We start from the raw sequence: 21,097 nt of genomic DNA, 5'->3' as shown, positions 1-21,097 counted from the left end.
CGCCGTTACAACACGTAGACAAAGATAAACAGCCCGACCCAGACCACATCCACGAAGTGCCAGTACCAGCTGGCCGCCTCGAAACCAAAGTGCTTCTCCGGATTGAAATGCCCGCGCAGGATGCGCGCCAGTATCACGATCAGGATCAAGGTGCCCATGGTCACGTGGGCGCCGTGGAAACCGGTGAGCATGAAGAAGGTCGCGCCATAGATCCCCGACCCCAACGTCAACCCCAGCTCGGTATAGGCCTCGTAGTACTCGTAGGCCTGCAGCAGCAGGAAGGCGATGCCGAGCAGGATGGTCACGCCCAGCCAGGCTTTCAGCGCGCCACGGTGATCCTTGCGCAGGGCATGGTGGGCGATGGTGATGGTCACGCTGGAACTGACCAGGAGGATGGTGTTGATCAGCGGCAGGTGCCAGGGATCGATCACGTCGCGGGGCGGCGGGAAGAGCTTGGGGTCCGGCGTATTGAGCAATGGCCAGGCGAACTCGAAATTCGGCCAGAGCATGTTCGCCACGCCCTTGTCGCCTTCGCCGCCGAGCCAGGGGCCCGCCAGCACCCGAACATAGAACAACGCGCCGAAGAAGGCGGCGAAGAACATCACCTCGGAGAAGATGAACCAGGACATGCCCCAGCGGAACGAGCGATCCAACTGAGCGCTGTACAACCCGGCGCGGCTTTCCTTGACTACCGCACCAAACCAGCCGAACAGCATGTAGGCCAGGCAAAGCGCCCCGACGAAGAAGATCAGCGGACCATGGGACTCAGGGTGTCCAGCCTTGAGGTCATTGAACCAGGTGGCCAGGCCATACACCGTGATGAACAGCCCGATGGTGGCGATGATCGGCCATTTGCTTTGCGCCGGGACGTAGTAATGCTCGTGACTTGCCATTGCTGTTCTCCTTATCGGGCGCCCTGGACGTCCTGGGCCGCCAGTCGGGCGACCGGCGGGTGACGAGCGGTGATATCGAACAAGGTGTAGGCCAGTGTCAGGTGCTTCACGTTACCCGGCAGGTCGCGGTCGACGATGAAACGCACCGGCATCTCGATGCGTTCGCCGGGCTGCAGCACCTGCTGGGTGAAACAGAAGCACTCAGTCTTGTGGAAGTACGCCGCCGCCTCGGCCGGCGTGATGCTCGGGACCGCCTGGGCGGCCATCGGCTTGTCGGTCGGGTTGCGGGCGACGAAAACCATCTGGTTGACCGCACCTGGGTTGACCTCGAGCTGGTCTGCGGTGGAATGAAACTCCCAGACCATATCGCTGGCGTTGGTCGACATGAACTGCACCCTGACCGTACGCGTCGGATCACTGACCTGAGTGCCGGCGTACTGCCCGCCAGTCTTGCCATTGATGCCGAAGGCCTTGCACATCACATCGTAGATCGGCACCAGCGCAAAGCCGAAAGCGAACATCACCACCGTCAGCAACAGCAGGCGCAGGACCAGGCGTTTGAGCGGTGTGCCGTGCATGGCTGCCTCCTTGACCTACTTCACTTCCGGCGGTGTCTGGAAGGTGTGATAGGGCGCTGGTGAAGGCACCGACCATTCCAGCCCATCGGCGCCATCCCAGGGCTTGGCCGGAGCGGGCGCGCCACCACGGATGCACTTGATGACGATGAACAGGAAGAAAATCTGCGTGACGCCGAAGGTAAAGGCCCCGACCGACGAGACCATGTTGAAGTCGGCGAACTGCAGGTTGTAATCCGGCACCCGCCTTGGCATGCCGGCCAGGCCGACGAAGTGCATGGGAAAGAAGGCCAGGTTCATACCAACGAACGAGAGCCAGAAATGCAGCTTGCCGAGGGTCTCGTCGTACATGTGCCCGGTCCATTTCGGCAGCCAGTAATAGGCCGAGGCGAAGATACCGAAGATCGCCCCGGGCACCAGCACGTAGTGGAAGTGCGCGACCACGAAGTAGGTGTCGTGGTACTGGAAGTCCGCCGGAGCAATCGCCAGCATCAACCCGGAAAAGCCGCCAATGGTGAACAGAATGACAAAGGCGATCGCGAACAGCATGGGCGTCTCGAAGGTCAGCGCGCCTTGCCACATGGTGCTGACCCAGTTGAACACCTTCACCCCGGTGGGCACGGCGATGAGCATGGTGGCGTACATGAAGAACAACTCGCCGACCACCGGAATGCCGACCACGAACATGTGGTGGGCCCAGACAATAAAGGACAGAAACGCGATCGCACCGGTGGCATAGACCATGGAGGTGTAGCCGAACAGCGGCTTACGCGAGAAGGCCGGAATGATCGAGCTGACCGCGCCGAAGGCCGGCAGGATCATGATGTACACCTCGGGGTGTCCGAAGAACCAGAACACATGCTGGAACAGCACCGGGTCACCACCGCCAGCGGCACTGAAGAAACTGGTGCCGAAGTGGATGTCCATCAGCATCATCGTCACCACCCCAGCCAGCACCGGCATCACCGCGATCAGCAAGAAGGCCGTGATCAACCAGGTCCAGACGAACAACGGCATCTTCATCAAGGTCATGCCGGGAGCGCGCAGGTTGAGGATGGTGGCGATCACGTTGATCGCTCCCATGATCGAACTTATACCCATGAGGTGAATGGCGAAGATGAAGAACGTCACGCTTTCCGGCGCATAGGTCGTCGACAACGGCGCATAGAAGGTCCAGCCGAAATTCGGCCCGCCGCCAGGGCTGAACAGGGTCGAGACCAGCAGCAGGAAGGCCGCCGGCAACAACCAGAAGCTGAAGTTGTTCATCCGTGGCAGGGCCATGTCCGGCGCGCCGATCATCAACGGGATCATCCAGTTGGCCAGTCCGACGAACGCCGGCATCACCGCACCGAACACCATGATCAGCCCATGCATGGTGGTCATCTGGTTGAAGAACTCCGGCTCGACGATCTGCAGCCCAGGCTGGAACAGCTCGGCGCGGATCACCATGGCGAAGGAGCCGCCGAGCAGGAACATCATGAAACTGAACCACAGGTACATCGTGCCGATGTCCTTGTGGTTGGTGGTCAGCACCCAGCGCATCAGGCCCTTGGCCGGTCCGTGGGCGTGCTCATGCCCGTGGCCGTGGTCATCGATCACTGCACTCATGTCCTGTCTCCTGCAATCCGGTGACTGTTGCGGGAAGTCCCGATGGCCCGGCTCATTGTCCTTCCGCCTGCTTGAGCTCCAGCACATCCTTCGGCGTGACCATGTCACCCTTGTTGTTGCCCCAGGCGTTGCGTTCGTAGGTCACCACGGCGGCGACATCCACTTCCGAGAGCTGTCTGCCGAAAGCGGCCATGGCCGTGCCTGGCTTACCGTGGAAGACGATGCCCAGGTGGTCCTCGATCGGCCCGGTGGCGATCTTCGAGCCCTTGAGTGCCGGGAACATCGGCGGCAGGCCCTGGCCTTCGGCCTGGTGACAGGCCACACAGGCCGTGTGGTAGACCTTGTCGCCACGCTCGACCAGTTCCTCCAGGGTCCATTCCTTGCTGGTCAGCTCCTTGAGCTTGGCCGCCTCGGCCTTGCGTTCGCCCAGCCAGGTGTCGTAGTCAGCCTGGGATTTGACCTCAACCACCACCGGCATGAAGCCATGGTCCTTGCCGCACAGCTCGGTGCATTGCCCACGGTAGATGCCGGGCTTCTCGATCCGGGTCCAGGCTTCATTGACGAAACCGGGGATGGCGTCGCGCTTGACCGCGAAGGCGGGTACCCACCAGGAGTGAATGACATCGGCCGCAGTAACCAGGAAGCGCACCTTGGCCCCGACCGGCAGCACCAGCGGCTGGTCGACTTCCAACAGATAATGTTCACCCTTGGGCGCCTGGTTGCGGATCTGTTCGGCGGGAGTGGCCAGGTTGCTGAAGAATTCGACGTCCTGGCCCAGATACTTGTAGTGCCACTTCCATTGGTAGCCGGTGACTTGGATGTCGATGTCAGACTCACTGGCATCGTAGATATCGATGAGGGTCTTGGTCGCCGGGATGGCCATCGCCACCAGGATCAGGAAGGGAACGACAGTCCAGAGAATCTCTACCCAGGTGTGCTCATGGAAGTGGGCAGCTTCCTGGCCAGTAGAACGACGGTGGATGATCATCGACCAGAACATCGCACCGAAAACCACGATACCGATGACCACGCAGATCCAGAAGATGGTCATGTGCAGGTCGAAGACGGCGTTGCTGACTTCCGTTGCCCCGGGCGCCATGTTCACAGTCCAGGCTGCGTGTGCCTGGCCAAATACAGACCACAACAGGAGGCCCATCCAGACATGTGGATGTCGCATCATTGCGGGTTCCCCTTATCGTTCTTGTTGTCCCGGAGGCGTGGGCCTGCGGCTAAGGGTACGGTGGCCAAGACTGCGAACTTCGACGACCGAGCCCCTGGCTAGAGCAGCCGGGCCTCATCAACGAATCACGTTCACCGGGAGTATAGACACCCGCCTCCTGCACGCAACGCAGCCCATGAAATGAACTTCACGAAACGGCCAGCAGGCCTGAAACCCTTGTGGGGACTGGGCTGGGGCAAAATGATGGCAAACTGAAATAACTCGTCAGAAGTTCGTGCCTCGCGGTTATAACAAATGCGTCTTAGGCCTTTGCAGAACCGAGCTAACTTATGTGTCTTCCGTTTGTAATGCCATATCCTTGGAGTTGTCATGAACATCGCCGCTTTGCGCGAGCAGATCACCCGTGCCCATCAACATGAGAGCCAGACCGGCCAACTGAAAGAGCGACTCGAACAACAGCTGCCGCACCTTCACCCGTCGATACAGCTGCCGCAGGACGATGCCCAAGGCACCCTGACGCGTTTTGTCGGTGCCTATATCGACCAAGTTCCCGAACTGCTGGAGGCCGCCAACGATGTGGCTCGCGAAGCTGGGATCGAAGCGCAGATCAAGCCTGTGCTGAAGATTGCCGAGGCCTATTTCCTGCAGCCACCCAGCGTGATGGCCGGTCATGTCGGGCTCGACTGCCTGCTGGACGAGGCTTATCTCGCCCATCGCTTGGTCGAGGAAGTGAACGACCTGTACATCCGCCATTTCCAACAACCATTGATCCCGGTAGACACCACAGTGGCAAACCTGATCGCCCACCAGTTGATCGGCGAAACCTTCGCCAACCAACTCGATGAAGTGGTCCACCACTCGGTGGATGAAATGCTCAATGAAGAAAGCTTCGCCCTGGAGTCGGTGGAAGCCTACCGCGAGGCACTGAGCAGCCCGGCCACCGGCGCTGCCTGGAAACGCTGGCCATGCCTGTCGCGCCAGTTGGGTGTGGAGCTGGGCCAGTCAGCCTGAGTCCAGGGCAAGGCTGACGCCTTGCATCACCAGCTGACGCTGGCTTCTACCAGCCAGGCGTCGGCCATATGATCCGAGGCGAGCAGGCCATGCACGGACACGCTCAGCTCAACCTCGCCGACGGGTCAGGCGCCAACTCCCGCCGAAGTCCGCGTCCGTCCTTCGATACGCCGCTTGAGCCGTCGCTGCTCGATCAACAACCGCGAACCACTGGCAGCATTGGCCCGCCCCCAATCTTCGAGCAGCTCCAGGCAGGAGTGGTCGATGTAGCTCAGGTTGGCCAACGGCACGTGCAAGGTGGTGCCTGCCGGCACGCTGTCCAGCACCTGGGTCAACGCCGGGACCTTGAGAAAGGTCGCCGCACCGCTGAGACGCAGCTCCATGTGACCTGGCACCTCCAGGCTGGCCAAGTTGATCTTCAGCCGCGCAGCCTTGAGCGCCAGTTTCAGGAGGGTCAGGGCGAAGCCCAGCAGTACGCCGGTCAAGAGGTCAGTGAAGATGATCGCCAGGGCCGTAGCGGCGTAGGTGAACATCGGCATCCGGCCATAACGGCCCAACCCACGCAGCGCCTTGAAATCCACCAGCTTCACGCCGGTATAGACCAGTACCCCGGCCAGGCTGGCCACCGGGATCTGCTGCAGCACACTGCTCAAGACCACAACGAAGGCCAGCAGCCAGAGCCCATGGAGGATTGCCGAGGCGCGGGTCTGCGCACCGGCCTGGACATTGGCCGAGCTGCGCACGATGACCCCGGTCATCGGCAGGGCACCGAGCACGCCGCAGAGCATGTTGCCGATGCCCTGAGCCGACAACTCGCGGTCGAAGTTCGAGCGCTGTCCACTGTGCATGCGGTCCACTGCCGCGGCAGACAGCAAGGTTTCGGCACTGGCGATGAAGGCCAAGGCAAACGCTGCGACCAGCAGGCTCGGGTCGGCCAGCTTGAGCAGATCATCCGGGCGCAACCAGTCGATCGCCTCGCTAAGGTCGGCGGGCACCTGCACACGGTTTACCGGCAAGGCCAGCCAGACGCTGATGGCTGTCATGGCTGCCACGCCCAGCAAGGCCCCTGGCACGAAGCGCAAACGCTGAGGACGCCAGCGCTCCCAGGCCCACATCATGGCGATGGTGCCGAGCCCCAGGGCACCGGCTTGCCATCCGGCAGCACTGTCTTCCAGTGGCAAGGCCCCGGCCAATGTGGCGGGGAAACCCAGCAGGTTCGCCACACCAGAAGGCTGGGGCGTGGTATCGAACATTACATGGACCTGCGACAGCACGATCAACACGCCGATGCCAGCCAGCATCCCGTACACCACCGCTGGCGCAGTCACGCGGAACCAGCAGCCGAGCCGCAAACGTCCCGCCAGTAACTGAAGCAGACCGGCCAACAGCAAGATCGGCCCGAGCATGGCCATGCCATGCTGGCGCACCAGTTCGAACACCAGCACCGCAAGGCCCGCGGCTGGACCACTGACCTGCAAGGGCGAACCGGCCAGGAAACCCACTACTATGCCGCCGATTATTCCAGTGATCAGGCCTTTGGCCGGAGGCATGCCCGATGCGATTGCAATGCCCATGCACAAGGGCAGGGCCACCAGGAAGACCACTACCGACGCCAGCAACTCACGCGGCAAGGCCGCTTTGATCTGTGTCTTGTTCACCATAACGCTCCTTTTCTCAGTTTCACGGCCATTCCTATGGCCGAGGGCACATTTCCTGGCACGCGGGCAGCCGCAGGCCGCCAGCGAACCGGCAAGGCAGTCAGGAAAATTCAAAGCAGCCGACGACCAGGCCGCACCCACAAGGGTGCGGCCGTCAATCAACCTGCTTCAGGGCTTGGGACGCTTAGTAGCGCCCTCTCGGAGTCGCGCTCGGGATCGGTTGGCCTGCGGCCAGCGGCAGGAAGCTGTCGCTGACGGCGTCATAGGCCTCGATATCGCTGGTCTCGATATCGTAGATCCAGCCGTGGATATGCAACTGACCGGCCGCCAGGCGCGAGGCGACCGAAGGATGGGTGCGCAGGTGCTGCAACTGGGCGATGACGTTTTCCCGGGTGAGCACTTGCATGCTTTCGTGCTCGCTGGCGCACGAGCAGTTGTCCTCGACCACAGTGCGCGCGACTTCGGCATGGCGCAGCCAAGCCTTGACGGTCGGCATCTTCTCCAGGCTCTTCGGACGCAGGACCGCACGCATGGCACCGCAGTCGGAGTGGCCGCAGATGATGATGTGGTGGACACCGAGCGCCAGCACCGCGTATTCGATGGCCGTGGAAACGCCACCGTTCATCTGCCCGTAGGGTGGCACGACGTTGCCGACGTTACGGGTAACGAAGAGATCGCCCGGTGAGCTCTGGGTGATCAGTTCAGGGACGATGCGCGAATCCGCGCAGGTGATGAACATCGCGCGTGGTGTCTGCGCGGTGGCGAGCTTCTTGAACAGCTCCTGCTGCTCGGGGAAGACCTCATGGTGAAACCGCAGGAAGCCGTCGACGATGTGCTTGAGTGCGGCATCGGCGCTTTCGGCAGGTTGTGCCGGGACGGCCTTAGAGGGGTCCTTGACGGGCATGATTCATCCTCTTGACGGTTTGGTAGGTAAATCCATTTTACCGGTTAAAGATTCTGGTATCGCATAGCATTTAGATGACAGACGCGGACCATTAATCACAGTCTCTGTAGACTGGATTCCTACGCTACCGGGGAAAACTTAACTCAAACTGAATTCGAAGGCTCTAGGACAGGCTTTCCAGCTTGAAGAGGCGGGAGCCAGATACTAGCAAAAAAACATTAATGGCCACTACCCATTATTTACCTCAGAACAGAGGAAGTTGTCGTCCAGGTGGGCAAAATGCCGAGCAATCAAGCGCATACCCTTCCCGCCGGTTCAACTCCAGGCGTCGAATCGCCTTGCTGAACCGTTGCGCCAGGAGTTCGGCGAATACGCCCTCGCCGCGCATGCGTGCCCCGAACCGGCTGTCGTACAGCTCACCGCCTCGACTCTGCCGGATCAGGCTGAGCACATGGGCGGCGCGCTGAGGATAGTGATCCTGCAACCACTGCTCGAACAGCGGCGCCACCTCCAACGGTAGGCGCAGCATCATGTACGCCGCACTCTGCGCGCCTGCCTCCTTGGCCGCTTCCAGTAGGTGCTCGAGTTCGCTGTCGTTGATCATCGGGATCATCGGCGAACACAGCACTCCCACCGGCACGCCCGCCTCACGCAGCACCCGGACGGCGCGCAGCCGGGCCTTGGGCGCGGCGGCACGCGGCTCCAGGGTGCGCTTGAGCTCATCGTCCAAGGTAGTCAGGCTGATCATGACGGCAGCCAGGCGCTGCCGCGCCAACTCCGTCAGTAGGTCCAGGTCGCGCAAGACCAGCGATCCTTTCGTGACGATGGTGACCGGATGACGGTAGCGCAACAGCACTTCGAGCAGACGCCGGGTCAACTGCTGCTCACGTTCGATGGGCTGGTAGGGGTCAGTGTTAGAGCCCAGGTTGATCGGAGCACAGGCGTAGCCCGGCTTGCTCAACTGCTGTTCGAGCACCTCGGCAGCGTTGGTCTTGGCAATCAGCTTGGTCTCGAAGTCTAGACCAGGGGAAAGGTCCCAATAGGCATGGCTGGGCCGTGCATAGCAGTAGATGCAGCCATGTTCACAGCCACGATAAGGATTGACCGAGCGGTCGAAGGGCAGGTCGGGAGAGCTATTGCGGGTGATGATGGTCTTGGCAGTTTCGCTGCGTACTTCGGTCCCCTGGGTCAGGGGGACTTCCTGGTACCAGCCGTCGTCGAATGCCTGGGTTTGCTGTGAAGCAAACCGGTTTTGCGGGTTGTGCGAGGTACCTCGACCGCGAATCGGTGTGATGGGGTTCATGGGCAAGGCCTTTTACTGGTTTTATATACAGTAAAACGACCTTGCCTGATGTACCAGTGCCGTCAGCGACCGCTGGTCGAACGGCTGCTCTCCAGGCCATGCCAGCGCAGGAACGCCCGCGCACTGAGCGGCCTTCCACGGAACGCCTCGAAGCCAGTCACCATGGACTGCTGCGCCCCCGGTGCGAACACCTTGTCACGCAAGCGCTTGCCCGTCGCAGGGTTGAGCAGACCTTCCTGTTCGAAGCATTCGAACGCGTCCAGGGCATGGACACTCGACCACAAGTAGCTGTAGTACCCTGCCGCATAGCCTGTGGCCAGGTGATCGAAGCTGCCAGTGGGCCGCTCGAACGCCGCTATGGCGCCGGGCATGACCCGGTCGAACACCTCCTGCGCCGCCTGTTGCACGCTCCCGGTGGTTCCCGGGCCTGTGTGCAGCCGCATATCAAGCATCGCCAGAGCCAGCTGACGGCCGAGCCCCTGTACCTTTTCCCGACGCGCGCCATCGAGAAATCCCTGTACCTGGGCTTCGCTCAAGGCTGTGCCATGCTGATGGTGGCGGCTGATGCCCGCCAGGTAACGCGCCGACCAGCACCACTGCTCTACCAGCTCAGCCGGAAATTCCAATCCGTCCGGCCCCAGGCTGTCGAGATCGGCCAAGCGATAGTCACCGCTACGCACCAGCAACGCATGCAGGCAATGGGCGAACTCGTGATACAGCTTGCACAGTTGTAGGTGAGAGAGCAGGGGCGTGGCATCGCCTTGCGCCGGCGCCACATTGCCAAACAATGCCGCCGCGCCCTTCTGGTAGATTCCTTCCGCGTCGCTGTGCGGATTGAACATGCGTAGGCTCCAGTCCGCACTGCCTTTGCCTTCCCTGGCCAGGACATCGACGTACAGGTAACCGAGCAAGGCGTGGTGCAGGTGTACCTCATAGACTTCGACATCCGGATGCCAGGCCGACAGCCCGGCGTTGCGCTCAAGCTTGACCTCGAACAGCGTCTCGACCAGCGCCAGCAGCGATGCCATGACCTGCTCCAGGGCAAAATACGCCTTGAACGCGTCGGCACTCAGTAAGGTGTCCTGCTGACACGAACGACGCTGGTAATACGCGATATCCCATGGCTGCAGGCTTGCATCTTGCTCTCCGGCACAAGCCCGCAGCCGTGCCAGGTCTTGTTGGAGCCTTGGTTGAAGTTGCGTCAGCAGATTGTCGAGGAACGCCTCTACCTGATCGGGTGCTTCCACTGTCTTGGTCTGCAGGCTCAGGTGCACGTAGTCGGCAAAGCCCAGCAACTGCGCCCACTCGTGGCGCAACTGAGTCAGACGTGCCAGCACGGGTGTGTTGTCAGGCCCCTGGTCCTGCTCCGAGGCACGTGTGTGCCAGGCGCGGTAATACTCTGCACGCAGGCTGGCATCGTCGGCGTCGCCCAGAACCGTACGGCAATCTTCGTCGTCCAGGGCCAGCAACCAACCGGGTTCGCCCCTGGCCTGGGCGTTGCGGGCCATCCGTTGCTTGTCGTCCTCGGCAATACCTGCCAGGCGCGTTTCATCCGCCACCAAGACACCCCGCTGGTTGGCCACTTCCAGGTTGCCGACATACTCGAGCTCGCACTCCAGGACTTCGGCCTGCAGTTGTGCGAGCCGCGCCCGCGTAGCTTCAGGAAGGTGCGCCCCAGCCAGACGAAACGCCTTGAGCGCCTGCTGCAATGCAACCTTGCGTGGTGCAGAAAAATTGCGCGCGAAGTCGCTACGCTCAAGCCGCTGGTACAAGCCATAGAGCTCGGCGTTCTGCAGTTTTTCCACATGGTAGGCCTTGGTGGCCAGGTAGCAGGCCTCGACAGCGCTGTTCCACTCCGACCCCCTGGTATGCAAGGGGATGATCAGGTTGAGACAGTTGTTGAGCCTGGCATCCAGGCTATTGACGGCGGCCACCAGGTCGTCCCAGGTCGGCAGGCCAGTCTGATAGTCGATGATCGCCCGCAGGGCGAGGCGGTTATCGTCGATGATCTGCTCTATCGCCGGTTGCAGGTGCTCTAGCTGGATCAGCGCGTAAGGGGGTGAATCGAGGGAGTTGAGTAGCGGGTTGATATCCATGGCGGGAAGTCCTCGCGAGTGACAAGACCGCTCACTCTGCCCAGGCCCGCACCCGACGAAGGGGTAGTTATCTATGGCACAACAGGAACGGGCCGGGGCTAGCCCCGACCCGCCACGCCATCACTCGCTGGGTTTCTTCAGCTTGGGGTTGGGGAAGAACTGCACCGTTTGCACGGTGGCTGCCGGCTTCTGCACCACCTGGTTGACCCGGGTGCCCAACTCCTTGGGAATCGATAGTCCCTGCTCGTTGAGGGTGTCGGAGAACCCGCAAGCCACGCACTCACGGTGAGGCACGCCGTCCTCGCTCCACATCATCAGCTTGTCGGTTTCGCTGCACGCCGGGCAGACCGCCCCGGCGACAAAGCGTTTCTTGGTCTTGCTCACACCCACCTCACTCATGCCGCCACACCCTCGGTCAGGCCACTATGACGCAAGAGCGCATCGATCGACGGCTCGCGGCCACGGAAATCGACGAACAGCACCATTGGCTCACGCGAACCGCCACGGGCCAGGATCGCTTCGCGGAAGGCACGGCCAGTCTCGGCGTTGAGCACACCTTCCTCCTCGAAGCGCGAGAAGGCATCGGCGGACAGCACTTCAGCCCACTTGTAGCTGTAATAACCCGCCGCGTAACCACCGGCGAAGATATGCGCAAAGCTGTTGGGGAAGCGGTTGTAGGCCGGCGGACGCATGACCGAAACCTCGTCGCGCACGCCTTCGAGCACGTCCAGCACGCTGCGGCCATCACCGTGGCTGGCGTGCAATTCGAAGTCGAACAGGGAGAACTCCAACTGGCGCACCATCATCAGCCCGGATTGGAAGTTCTTCGCCGCCAGCATCTTCTCCAGCAGGTCCTGGGGCAGTGGATCGCCGCTTTCGTAGTGGCCGGAGATCAGCGCCAGGCCTTCCGGCTCCCAGCACCAGTTCTCCATGAACTGGCTCGGCAACTCGACCGCATCCCAGGCCACGCCATTGATACCGGAGACACCGGCATGCTCGATACGGGTCAGCAGGTGGTGCAGCCCATGACCGAACTCATGGAACAGGGTGGTCACTTCGTTGTGGGTCAGCAGCGCTGGCTTGCCAGGAGCTGCCGGGGTGAAGTTGCACACTAGGTTGGCCACCGGGCTCTGCAACTCGCCCTCGGCGGTACGGCGACGATCGCGGGCACCGTCCATCCAAGCGCCGCCGCGCTTGTTGGCGCGGGCGTACAGGTCGAAGAAGAAGCGCCCGACATGCTGGCCATTCTCCTTGATCTCGAACAGGCGCACGTCTGGGTGCCAAGTGTCGAAGCCCTTGAGCTCGGCGATCTCGATGCCATACAAACGCTGGACAATGGCGAACAGGCCGGACAGCACCTTGTCGATCGGGAAGTAGGCGCGCAGGGTTTCCTGGGACACGCTGTAACGCTGTTCGCGCAGTTTCTCGCCGTAATAGCCAGCATCCCAGCTCTGCAGGTCCGGGCAGCCCTGCTCGGCGGCATAGGCCTTGAGCTGGACCAGGTCCTGGGCTGCGAAAGGCTTGCTGCGCTTGGCCAGGTCACGCAGGAAACCCAGCACCTGGTCGCTGGACTCGGCCATCTTGGTAGCCAAGCTCAGCTCGGCATAGTTGGCATAGCCGAGCAGCTCGGCCAGTTCCTGGCGCAGGTCGAGGATCTCTCGCATCACCGGGCCATTGTCGAACTGGCCGGCGTTGGGCCCCTGGTCGGAAGCACGGGTGCAGTAGGCGGCGTAGATCTCTTCGCGCAGGGCACGGTCTTCGGCGTAGGTCATCACCGCGTAGTAGCTGGGGAATTCCAGGCTGATCAGCCAACCTTCGAGGCCCTTGGCCTGGGCAGCGGCGGCCATCTGCGCCTTGGCCGAGTCGGTCAGGCCGGCCAGGGCCGCTTCGTCGGTGACGTGCTTGGTCCAGGCCTGGGTAGCGTCGAGCAACTGGTTGGAGAAACGGCTGCCCAATTCGCTGAGCTTGCTTTGCACCTCGGCATAGCGCTGCTGCTTGTCGGCCGGCAGGTCGATGCCCGACAGGCGGAAATCACGCAGGGCATGCTCGATGATGGTCTTCTGCGCCACATCGAAGCCTGCGGCTTCCGGGCTGCTTGCCAAAGCCTGGTAGGCTTCGAACAGCTCGCGGTTCTGCCCAAGCTCGGTGGAGTAGGCGCTCAGGGCAGGCAGGCAGGACTCGTAGGCCTCGCGCAGCTCAACGCTGTTGCACACGGCATTGAGATGGCTGACCGGGCTCCAGGCCGCGCCGAGGCGGTCGTTCAGTTCGTCCATCGCCAGCACCAGCCCGGCCCAGGTAGGGTTCTTGCCCTGGGTCTCGAGGATCTCGGCGATGGCTTTGCGGTTGTCGGCCAGGATCTGTTCGATCGCCGGCAGCACGTGTTCGGCACGGATCGCCGAGAAGGGCGGCAGATCGTAGGACTGCAGAAGCGGGTTGTTCGCACTCACGGTTTAGATACCTTGGCAGAAGAAACACAGGCCCATCTTAATTACAATCGACGCCGACCGCAGCAAGCAGCCTGCCTATAAGCATTCAAGAGGGGCGCTATCATGGCCATTCGTAGATTCCAGCAACACACGCCGAAGCTCGGCGAACGGGCGTTCGTCGACCGTTCGGCGGTCGTCCTGGGCGACGTCGAGATCGGCGAAGACAGCTCGGTCTGGCCGCTGACGGTGATCCGCGGCGATATGCACCGCATCCGCATCGGCGCACGCACCAGCGTGCAGGACGCCAGCGTCCTGCACATCACCCACGCCGGCCCGTTCAACCCCGAGGGGTTCCCGCTGCTGATCGGCGATGAGGTGACCATCGGCCACAAGGTCATGCTCCATGGCTGCACCCTCGGCAACCGCATCCTGGTCGGCATGGGCAGTACCATCATGGACGGCGCGGTGGTCGAGGATGAGGTTATCATCGGTGCCGGCAGCCTGGTGCCGCCCGGCAAGCGCCTGGAAAGCGGCTTCCTGTATGTGGGCAGCCCGGTCAAGCAGGCACGGCCGCTGACCGACAAGGAACGAGCTTTCTTCCCCTATAGCGCCGCCAATTACGTCAAGCTCAAGGACCAGCACCTGGCCGAAGGCTACGACCGTCCGGAATGACCTTGACCATAGCCCCTTGAACGCAGCCCCAGCCGAGACCGCCATGCAACAACAGAACATCCTTTTCGACCTCGACGGCACCTTGACCGACCCGCGCCTGGGCATCACCCGTTCGATCCAGTACGCCCTGGCCAAGCTGGGCATCGACGAACCGGACCTGGCACGCCTGGAGCATTTCATCGGCCCACCCTTGCTGCAGGCCTTCATGCAGTTCTATGGCTTCGACGAAGCCAAGGCCTGGAACGCGGTGAATTTCTACCGCGAGCGTTTCAAGGTAACCGGCCTGTACGAAAACCAGGTGTTCGACGGAGTCCCGGAACTGCTCGAAGCGCTGAATGGCCAAGGCCGCACCTTGTACATCGCCACCTCCAAGCCTTGGGAGTTCGCCCGGGAAATCGCCCGCCACTTCGCCTTCGACCGGCATTTCAAGGTGATCTATGGCAGCGAGCTGGACGGCACCCGGACCAACAAGGTCGAACTGATCCGCCATTTGCTGGATGAAGAAGGCCTGGACCCTGCGCAAACCTTGATGATCGGCGACCGCAAGCATGATCTGATCGGCGCCCGCAGCAACGGCTTGCAAGCGGTAGCGGTAGGGTACGGCTTTGGTAGCCAGGAAGAGCTGATGGCCGAGGCGCCGGCCTATCACTTCGCGACCCTGGCCGAGATGCACCAGGCGTTCGTGCAGGGCTGAGGCTCTGCCACCGGCCCTATAGACCTGCCCACCCCGAATCATATGGTCGACGCCCTTCTAGGTGCCCTGCGCCAACCCCATGATTCGAGGTATGCAGGCAACCGGTGGGGCGCTTGCCAGCGAATGCGACAGTTCCGTCAACGCGGCTTTGCGCTGGCTCCCTGGTAACTTCCCCAACGCCTCGACCCGCTCATAGAACCGCGCCCAGTCTCCCCCCACCTGCGCAAACAACGCGGCGAAAGCCGGCACCCATTGGTCATACAGCCCGAACGGCAACAGTTTGGCGTTGTTGAGCGGCCCATTGATCCAGGCGTCATAACGCCCGACACCTCCCCATTGGCTGTCACGCAACTGCCGGTACTCTCGGCGCAAACGCTCGAACTCCGCCTGCTTCGCCGCACGCTTGCCGGTCACGTCCAGGGGGCCGGCATAGATCGCCTTAAGCCGCTCCCGACTGGCCAGGACCAGCCGGGTGAACTGCTCGCGCTGGCGCAGGCTGTCATCCTTCGGCGCCGGCAACCCACGCGCCGCCCGCCATTGACGGGCGCCTTCCTGCTCGACAAAGGTGGCGAAGGATTCGTTGAATTCGGTGTCGTCCTTTACGTACACACGCTGATGCGCCAGTTCGTGGAAGATCAGCGACGCCAGGCGATCCTCCCCCCAATTGAGCATCGAGGCGAGGATCGGGTCATCGAACCAGCCCAGGGTCGAATAGGCCTCAACGCCACCGACATACACGTCCAAGCCCTCCTGCCTGAGCAATGCCGCCGCGCCTCTCGCAGCCCCTTGGCGGTAATAGCCGCGGTAGGCAACGCAACCCGCGATGGGGAAGCAATGGGTTTGCGGCTCAAGGGATAACTCTGGCGTGGCGAAGACGTTCCACACCACGAAGGGCCGACCCAGGTCGGCATAGACCCGGTAACTGCGGTTATCCGGCAGCTTCAGATGCGTGCTGGCGAAGGCACGGGCCTGCTCGGCCTGCAGCAGGCGCTGGCGCAATTGCGGGTCGCTGGTCGGATCCTCGACTAGGCTGGCGACCGGCGTGCGAGCACGCAACAGCTGCCACTGGCCTTCGACCAACTGCCCGTAGTAACTCACGCTGCCACAACCGTTCAGCAGAAGGCAGGCAAGCATGGGAACAAAAAGGCGGAAAAGACGGTCGAGTGCCCCATGGCTTGAGCGCAGGAAAAGAAAAAGTCGGAACATCGGGGCTGCTCATCTCGCTCAAGTGCCGGTGCGTTCCAAGACTATCTTGCCAAGGGGGAGTTTCGCCATGCGTACACCATTAGTCGTCGGCACGCTCGTGCTGCTGTCCGGCTGCGCCAGCCTGCCGGACCCGGACCCAGACCAGGCCTGGATCGACCTAGCTCCACACCAGGACACTGCCCTGCATGCCGTGCAGGTAGACGAGCGCGAGTGGGCCGACAAGCGCTACTTCGAGGTGCCTCCTGGCAGCCATGAGTTGACCGTGCGCTACTTGTTCGCCGTGGACCCGAGCAATATCGGGCCCACCAGCGAACCGCTGTGGCGAGATTGCCAGCTCAATGTGAAATTCAAGGAATTCGGCGCCGGCCAGCGCTACCAGCTCCAAGCGGGGAGCATTGGCTTCCGGCCGTGGCTCAAGCTCTATGACGAGCAGCAAAAACTGATCGGCCAGGGCCTGCCAGCAGGCTGCCAACGCACCTGAACAGCGCGAATGGCGCTATGCTTGTAGCTTGTAACCGCAAGCGGGAGTTTCACCATGCGCCAGCCCATGATGCTGATCGCCCTCAGTGCACTGGGGGCCTGCGCCAGCCCCTTGCCACCCGCCGACCCGAAGCAGGCTTGGGTCGACCTCTACACCATCACCCCAGGCAAGCTGGTCATGGCCGACCGGCTGGATGGCGAGCGCCTCAATGACGGCCGCTACTTCCAGGTCACCCCTGGCAAGCACGAGTTGGTGGTGCGATTCGATTTCGAGGTCTACTCCGGCGGCTTTACCACCGATCCCACCGAGCGCACCTGCTACCTGACGGTCAGGTACGACAACTTCCAAGCGGGGCAACGCTACCGCCTGGAAGCACGGGCGCCGGTCATGCGACCGGTCGTCTACCTCTACGATGCCGGGCGCACGCTGGTGGTGGACAAGGCCAGCGACGTGTTCTGCATCCCCTGACCTACCGGTCGTTCTTCTGGTAGATGATCTTCTTGGTACCACCGTCACAGCTGCCCACCACCATGTTCTGGTCGTGGACTTCGCTGTTGGGCACGATCTCAAGGGTGTAGGAGGTCACGCCGCGCGCCTGGATCTTCGCTTCGATCTCGGCCTTGAGCTCCTCACACGGCTTGGGTGCCGCCAGGGCAGCCGTTGCCAGCAACGAGGCCAGCACGGCGAGTGCAACGCGGATCATGGGACGGCTCCTGAAGGGGCAGGTAAGCTGCCAACACTGGTTTGACCACAGGAAACCGTTCCCGTTTCGTGCCTCAGGAGAGCAGGGTGGCGTCGAGGCTAATCTTCGCGTTGAGCACCTTGGACACCGGGCATCCGGCCTTGGCCTTGTTCGCCACTTCAAGGAACTGCGCCTCGCTGGCACCCGGCACCTTAGCTTTCAGGGTGAGGTGCACGGCCGTGATGGCAAAGCCGTCATCCTGCTTGTCGAGGCTCACCTCGGCAATGGTGTCGATCCGCTCCGGTGTGAAACCTGCCTCGCCGAGCATCATCGATAGGGCCATGGAAAAACAGCCGGCATGGGCGGCACCGATCAGCTCTTCGGGGTTGGTGCCCGGCACGTCTTCGAAACGGGTGTTGAAGCCATAGGGATTGTGCTTGAGCGCGCCACTTTCCGTGGAAAGCTGCCCTTTGCCGTCCTTCAAACCACCTTGCCAGATCGCGGATGCTGTCTTTTTCATGTTGCCTCCTGGGCAAATGGATACGTGCTTAATGGTTCAGAGGACAGCACCCACAGCAAGTTCAGACCAATACACCCCCAAGCATTGAATACTCCGAATGTGCCCATACAGAGTTAAAAAGGCCGCTGGCCTGACCACCTTCTGGAGGCTGCATGCCCATGACGCACTTGCGTGATCTGAAGATTTCCACACTCGACCTGGTCCCTGTCCGCGAAGAGGGTGGGCCGGCCCAAGCGCTGCGCAACGCCCTGGACCTGGCGCGCAATGTCGAGCAGTTCGGCTACAACCGTTTCTGGGTCGCCGAACACCACAACATGGATGGCATCGCCAGTTCAGCGACCGCCGTACTACTCGGCTACCTGGCCAACGGCACCTCGACCATTCGCCTCGGCGCCGGTGGCGTGATGCTGCCCAACCACGCGCCATTGGTGATCGCCGAACAGTTCGGCACCCTGGCCAGCCTCTACCCAGGCCGCATCGATCTGGGACTGGGCCGTGCGCCGGGTGCCGACCAGATGACCGCACGCGCGCTGCGCCGCGAACGCTCCGGCAGTGCCGATGACTTCCCCGATGACGTAGAAGAGCTGGTGCGCTATCTGAGCCCACGCACCCCGGAGCAGAAAGTCATCGCCGTGCCCGGCCATGGCACCGAAGTGCCGGTCTGGCTGCTCGGCTCGAGCCTGTTCAGCGCTCAGTTGGCCGGTATGCGCGGTTTGCCCTATGCGTTCGCTTCACATTTCGCCCCGCGCTACATGCATGAGGCGATCCGCATCTATCGAGATCACTTCCAGCCGTCCGAGGTCCTGGACAAGCCCTATGTGATGCTCGGCGTGCCGATGGTGGTCGCTGAAACCGACGAACAGGCCGATTACCTGGCCACCTCGGTATACCAGCGCATTCTTGCCCTCATCCGCGGCCAGAGCCTGATGTTGCGTCCACCAGTGAAGAGCATGGAAGGCCTGTGGCTGCCCCATGAGCGCGATGCGGTGAGCAGCTTCTTGGGCCTTGCGATGATCGGCAGCCCGCAGAAGGTACGGGCCAAGGTGGAGGTGCTGCTGGAGCAAACCGGCGCTGATGAGCTGATCTTCACCTGCGACCTGTACGAGCATGCGGACAGGGTAAGGTCCTATGAGTTGCTGGCCCAGGCGCTGCGGGAGGCGTAGGGGCCAGCATCAGTTGTCGATGGGCCGGTGACGCGCACGTCCGCACAGCGGCCCTGTCTCAGGCAAGACTCACTCACGCCGGTAGACGATCTCTTTGGTGCCGGCTTCGCAGGTGCCGATCACCTTGCCAGCAGGGGTGCCCTTGTCGACGATCTCCAGCACATAGCCCGTCACGCCCTTGGCATCGAGCTTGGCTTCGATCTCCGCCTTGAGTTCCTCACAGGGCTTGCCCGCCGCCAGCACCGAGCCTGCCAACATCACCAAACCTAGTGCCACTAGCAGTTTCTTCATCGATCGCTTTCCTTGTACAGATGAAATCGAAAGGGCGCCGGCCATTGGCCAGGCGCCCTTTAATTGTTTACTCCAGGTATGCGGGTGAATCCAGTGTCCGCGGGATTCAACTGTTGGCGATGCGGAAACCCACCTTCAGCGTGACCTGGAAATGCGCAGCCTTGTTGCCGCTGATATGGCCACGGGTATCGACCACTTCGAACCATTCCAGGTGCTTGATGCTTTTACCGGCCTCAGCCAAGGCATTGTTGATCGCTTCCTCAATGCTGTTGGCCGAGGAACCGACCAGCTCGATCTTCTTGTAGGTGTGATGATCGGACATGAGCGCTCTCCTGAGTGATGTGTGAGATAGAGCCTAGCAGCGCAGGCCTGATTTACCTGCGAGCAAAACACCTGCGCAAAAGTTCGATTGCACTTTCGCCACAGCGGGCAGTCGCAACCTTACAGAGCCCATCATCACTGCGAAGGAGAAACACCATGGCCCACACCCCGCTACGCAAGACGTCGCTGGAAAGCATGGAAGCGGAAATCGTCAGTTTGCTGAAAACCCTGGAGTCCTTCAAAGACGACACCTCGGATGAGTCACGCAAGACGATCAAGGCGCTCAAGAGCAACGCCGAAAATGCACTGCAGCACTCACGCAACTTGCTAAGCGACGCCTACGAGGAAGTTAAGACGCGCACCAAGCAGACCGGCATCGCCACCCGCGACTACGCCCAGGATCATCCTTGGACGACAGCAGGCGTCGCGGTCGGAGCCCTCGGCCTGCTGGCCGCCTGGTTGCTGTGCAAGCGCAACCACTAGCCGGCCTGACGCGCCAACTCGGTGCGCAACCACTGCGCCAGTTGCTCGGCGCGTCCATCGGCGGCGCGCCGAGGCACCCATAGCGCCAAGGCCGCGCGCGTCGGAGAAAACCCCCAAGGCGCAGTCAGGCGCCCGGCACGCAGGTCATCCGCCACCAGCGGTTGTGGCGCGATGGCAACGCCCAATCCCGCCACCGCCGCTTCCAACAGGTAATACAAGTGCTCGAAGTCCTGGCCGAACTGCAGTGCGCCAGGGTCAAGCCCTTGTTGCCTGGCCCAGGTCGGCCAAGCTTGTGGCCGTGAGGTGGTCTGTAGCAGCGCTTCATCGAGCAAAGCCTTGGCCGGCGCCGTCTGCAAACGGGCGAACCCCGCGAAATGCGGGCTGAGCACCGGGCCGATGCGCTCATCGGCCAGCACATGGACCTGCATGTCCGAGGGCCATGGCGGCTCGGCGAACACCAGCAACGCATCCAGCCCCGGCCGCCGCGGGTCGAGGTCACCTTCCCCCGCCGAAAGATGCAGGCGCAACTGCGGCAGGTCGGCCTTGAGCCGGCCGAGGCGGGGGATGAACCAACGCGCCAGCAGGCTGCCGGAGCAACCCAGGACAAAAGGCGCCTCGCTGCTGTCGCGACTCAACTCGCTGCAGACGCCACGCAACCGTTCGAACGCCTCGCTGCTGGCATCGCGCAGGCGTATACCTGCATCTGTGAGTTTAATGCCGCGTCCGTCCTTCACGAACAGGGCCACGCCCAGGTGTTCTTCCAATACCTTGATCTGCCGGCTGACGGCACCGTGGGTTACGTGCAGCTGCTCGGCGGCCTGGCTGACGCTGTTCAGCCGGGCGGCAGCCTCGAAGGCACGCAGGGCATTGAGTGGAGGGAGCTCCTGGCGCATTTTACTTGTGAGTTTTCCTGACAGGTTTGCGCAATCT

Annotated in this window: 23 protein-coding genes; 7 read left to right on the top strand and 16 right to left on the bottom strand. The window is 62.0% G+C overall.

What is annotated here, in order from left to right:
* Positions 1-5: 5 nt before the first annotated feature.
* The 4 genes from ACYU03_RS00335 to coxB are packed head-to-tail and all read right to left on the bottom strand — an operon-like array spanning position 6 to position 4,256.
* Positions 6-893: a cytochrome c oxidase subunit 3 gene (locus tag ACYU03_RS00335; RefSeq protein ID WP_461887543.1), complete on the bottom strand. Its 888-nt coding sequence runs from the start codon at positions 891-893 to the stop codon at positions 6-8.
* Positions 894-904: 11 nt separating this feature from the next.
* Positions 905-1,471: a cytochrome c oxidase assembly protein gene (locus tag ACYU03_RS00330; protein ID WP_461887541.1), complete on the bottom strand. Its 567-nt coding sequence runs from the start codon at positions 1,469-1,471 to the stop codon at positions 905-907.
* Between the two features lie 15 nt (positions 1,472-1,486).
* Positions 1,487-3,076, bottom strand: coding sequence for a cytochrome c oxidase subunit I (gene ctaD, locus ACYU03_RS00325; protein WP_461887540.1), 1,590 nt, complete (start codon positions 3,074-3,076; stop codon positions 1,487-1,489).
* Between the two features lie 52 nt (positions 3,077-3,128).
* Positions 3,129-4,256 carry a cytochrome c oxidase subunit II gene (gene coxB, locus ACYU03_RS00320; RefSeq protein WP_461887539.1) on the bottom strand — a complete coding sequence of 376 codons (1,128 nt, stop codon included), beginning with the start codon at positions 4,254-4,256 and terminating at the stop codon, positions 3,129-3,131.
* Positions 4,257-4,625: 369 nt separating this feature from the next.
* Here coxB and ACYU03_RS00315 point away from each other — a divergent pair, with 369 nt between their 5' ends.
* Complete coding sequence (locus tag ACYU03_RS00315; RefSeq protein WP_461887538.1) at positions 4,626-5,267, top strand: hypothetical protein; 642 nt, start codon at positions 4,626-4,628, stop codon at positions 5,265-5,267.
* A gap of 125 nt (positions 5,268-5,392) precedes the next feature.
* Here ACYU03_RS00315 and ACYU03_RS00310 read toward each other — a convergent pair whose 3' ends face one another.
* From ACYU03_RS00310 to prlC, 6 genes are all read right to left on the bottom strand, one after another.
* The gene (locus ACYU03_RS00310; protein WP_461887537.1) at positions 5,393-6,928 is read right to left on the bottom strand and encodes a SulP family inorganic anion transporter; all 1,536 of its coding nucleotides are present in this window, start codon (positions 6,926-6,928) and stop codon (positions 5,393-5,395) included.
* A gap of 181 nt (positions 6,929-7,109) precedes the next feature.
* Positions 7,110-7,829, bottom strand: a complete 720-nt coding sequence (locus tag ACYU03_RS00305; protein ID WP_461887536.1) for a carbonic anhydrase — start codon at positions 7,827-7,829, stop codon at positions 7,110-7,112.
* Between the two features lie 244 nt (positions 7,830-8,073).
* A complete protein-coding gene (locus ACYU03_RS00300) occupies positions 8,074-9,132 on the bottom strand; it encodes a PA0069 family radical SAM protein (protein ID WP_461887535.1) in 1,059 nt (352 codons plus the stop codon).
* A gap of 62 nt (positions 9,133-9,194) precedes the next feature.
* Entirely contained in the window at positions 9,195-11,228 is a 2,034-nt protein-coding gene (locus ACYU03_RS00295) for a M3 family metallopeptidase (RefSeq protein WP_461887534.1), read from the bottom strand.
* A 120-nt stretch (positions 11,229-11,348) separates the two neighbouring features.
* A complete protein-coding gene (locus tag ACYU03_RS00290; protein ID WP_461887533.1) occupies positions 11,349-11,627 on the bottom strand; it encodes a YheV family putative zinc ribbon protein in 279 nt (92 codons plus the stop codon).
* Positions 11,624-13,675 carry an oligopeptidase A gene (gene prlC, locus ACYU03_RS00285; protein ID WP_461887532.1) on the bottom strand — a complete coding sequence of 684 codons (2,052 nt, stop codon included), beginning with the start codon at positions 13,673-13,675 and terminating at the stop codon, positions 11,624-11,626. Before prlC ends, ACYU03_RS00290 begins: the two co-directional genes overlap by 4 nt.
* A gap of 102 nt (positions 13,676-13,777) precedes the next feature.
* Between prlC and ACYU03_RS00280 the strand changes: the two genes are divergently transcribed.
* The gene (locus tag ACYU03_RS00280) at positions 13,778-14,326 is read left to right on the top strand and encodes a gamma carbonic anhydrase family protein (protein WP_461887531.1); all 549 of its coding nucleotides are present in this window, start codon (positions 13,778-13,780) and stop codon (positions 14,324-14,326) included.
* Positions 14,327-14,369: 43 nt separating this feature from the next.
* Entirely contained in the window at positions 14,370-15,020 is a 651-nt protein-coding gene (locus ACYU03_RS00275; RefSeq protein WP_461887530.1) for an HAD family hydrolase, read from the top strand.
* Between the two features lie 57 nt (positions 15,021-15,077).
* On the opposite strand, the gene ACYU03_RS00270 is transcribed toward ACYU03_RS00275, so the two are convergent.
* Positions 15,078-16,226: an aminopeptidase gene (locus tag ACYU03_RS00270; RefSeq protein ID WP_461887529.1), complete on the bottom strand. Its 1,149-nt coding sequence runs from the start codon at positions 16,224-16,226 to the stop codon at positions 15,078-15,080.
* A 67-nt stretch (positions 16,227-16,293) separates the two neighbouring features.
* Here ACYU03_RS00270 and ACYU03_RS00265 point away from each other — a divergent pair, with 67 nt between their 5' ends.
* On the top strand, positions 16,294-16,707 hold the full coding sequence (locus tag ACYU03_RS00265) for a PA0061/PA0062 family lipoprotein (RefSeq protein ID WP_461887528.1): 414 nt from the start codon (positions 16,294-16,296) through the stop codon (positions 16,705-16,707).
* Between the two features lie 54 nt (positions 16,708-16,761).
* Complete coding sequence (locus ACYU03_RS00260) at positions 16,762-17,175, top strand: PA0061/PA0062 family lipoprotein (RefSeq protein WP_461887527.1); 414 nt, start codon at positions 16,762-16,764, stop codon at positions 17,173-17,175.
* 1 nt (position 17,176) lies between these two features.
* Here the strand turns inward: ACYU03_RS00260 and ACYU03_RS00255 are convergent, their stop codons facing one another.
* On the bottom strand, positions 17,177-17,410 hold the full coding sequence (locus tag ACYU03_RS00255) for a DUF1161 domain-containing protein (protein ID WP_461887526.1): 234 nt from the start codon (positions 17,408-17,410) through the stop codon (positions 17,177-17,179).
* A 73-nt stretch (positions 17,411-17,483) separates the two neighbouring features.
* A complete protein-coding gene (locus ACYU03_RS00250; protein WP_461887525.1) occupies positions 17,484-17,909 on the bottom strand; it encodes an OsmC family protein in 426 nt (141 codons plus the stop codon).
* A 158-nt stretch (positions 17,910-18,067) separates the two neighbouring features.
* Between ACYU03_RS00250 and ACYU03_RS00245 the strand changes: the two genes are divergently transcribed.
* The gene (locus ACYU03_RS00245; protein ID WP_461891553.1) at positions 18,068-19,072 is read left to right on the top strand and encodes an LLM class flavin-dependent oxidoreductase; all 1,005 of its coding nucleotides are present in this window, start codon (positions 18,068-18,070) and stop codon (positions 19,070-19,072) included.
* 69 nt (positions 19,073-19,141) lie between these two features.
* Here the strand turns inward: ACYU03_RS00245 and ACYU03_RS00240 are convergent, their stop codons facing one another.
* Both ACYU03_RS00240 and ACYU03_RS00235 read right to left on the bottom strand, forming a co-directional pair.
* A complete protein-coding gene (locus tag ACYU03_RS00240) occupies positions 19,142-19,363 on the bottom strand; it encodes a DUF1161 domain-containing protein (protein ID WP_461887524.1) in 222 nt (73 codons plus the stop codon).
* Between the two features lie 106 nt (positions 19,364-19,469).
* Entirely contained in the window at positions 19,470-19,685 is a 216-nt protein-coding gene (locus ACYU03_RS00235; protein ID WP_461887523.1) for a dodecin, read from the bottom strand.
* Between the two features lie 155 nt (positions 19,686-19,840).
* Between ACYU03_RS00235 and ACYU03_RS00230 the strand changes: the two genes are divergently transcribed.
* The gene (locus tag ACYU03_RS00230) at positions 19,841-20,167 is read left to right on the top strand and encodes an ElaB/YgaM/YqjD family protein (protein WP_461887522.1); all 327 of its coding nucleotides are present in this window, start codon (positions 19,841-19,843) and stop codon (positions 20,165-20,167) included.
* Here ACYU03_RS00230 and ACYU03_RS00225 read toward each other — a convergent pair.
* Positions 20,164-21,060, bottom strand: a complete 897-nt coding sequence (locus ACYU03_RS00225; protein ID WP_461887521.1) for a LysR family transcriptional regulator — start codon at positions 21,058-21,060, stop codon at positions 20,164-20,166. The genes ACYU03_RS00230 and ACYU03_RS00225 overlap by 4 nt on opposite strands.
* Positions 21,061-21,097: the final 37 nt, after the last annotated feature.

It is taken from the genome of Pseudomonas sp. X10 (genome assembly GCF_054889225.1).
Note: the sequence above shows the minus strand (reverse complement) of the source record. Positions and strands in the feature narration are given on the sequence as shown.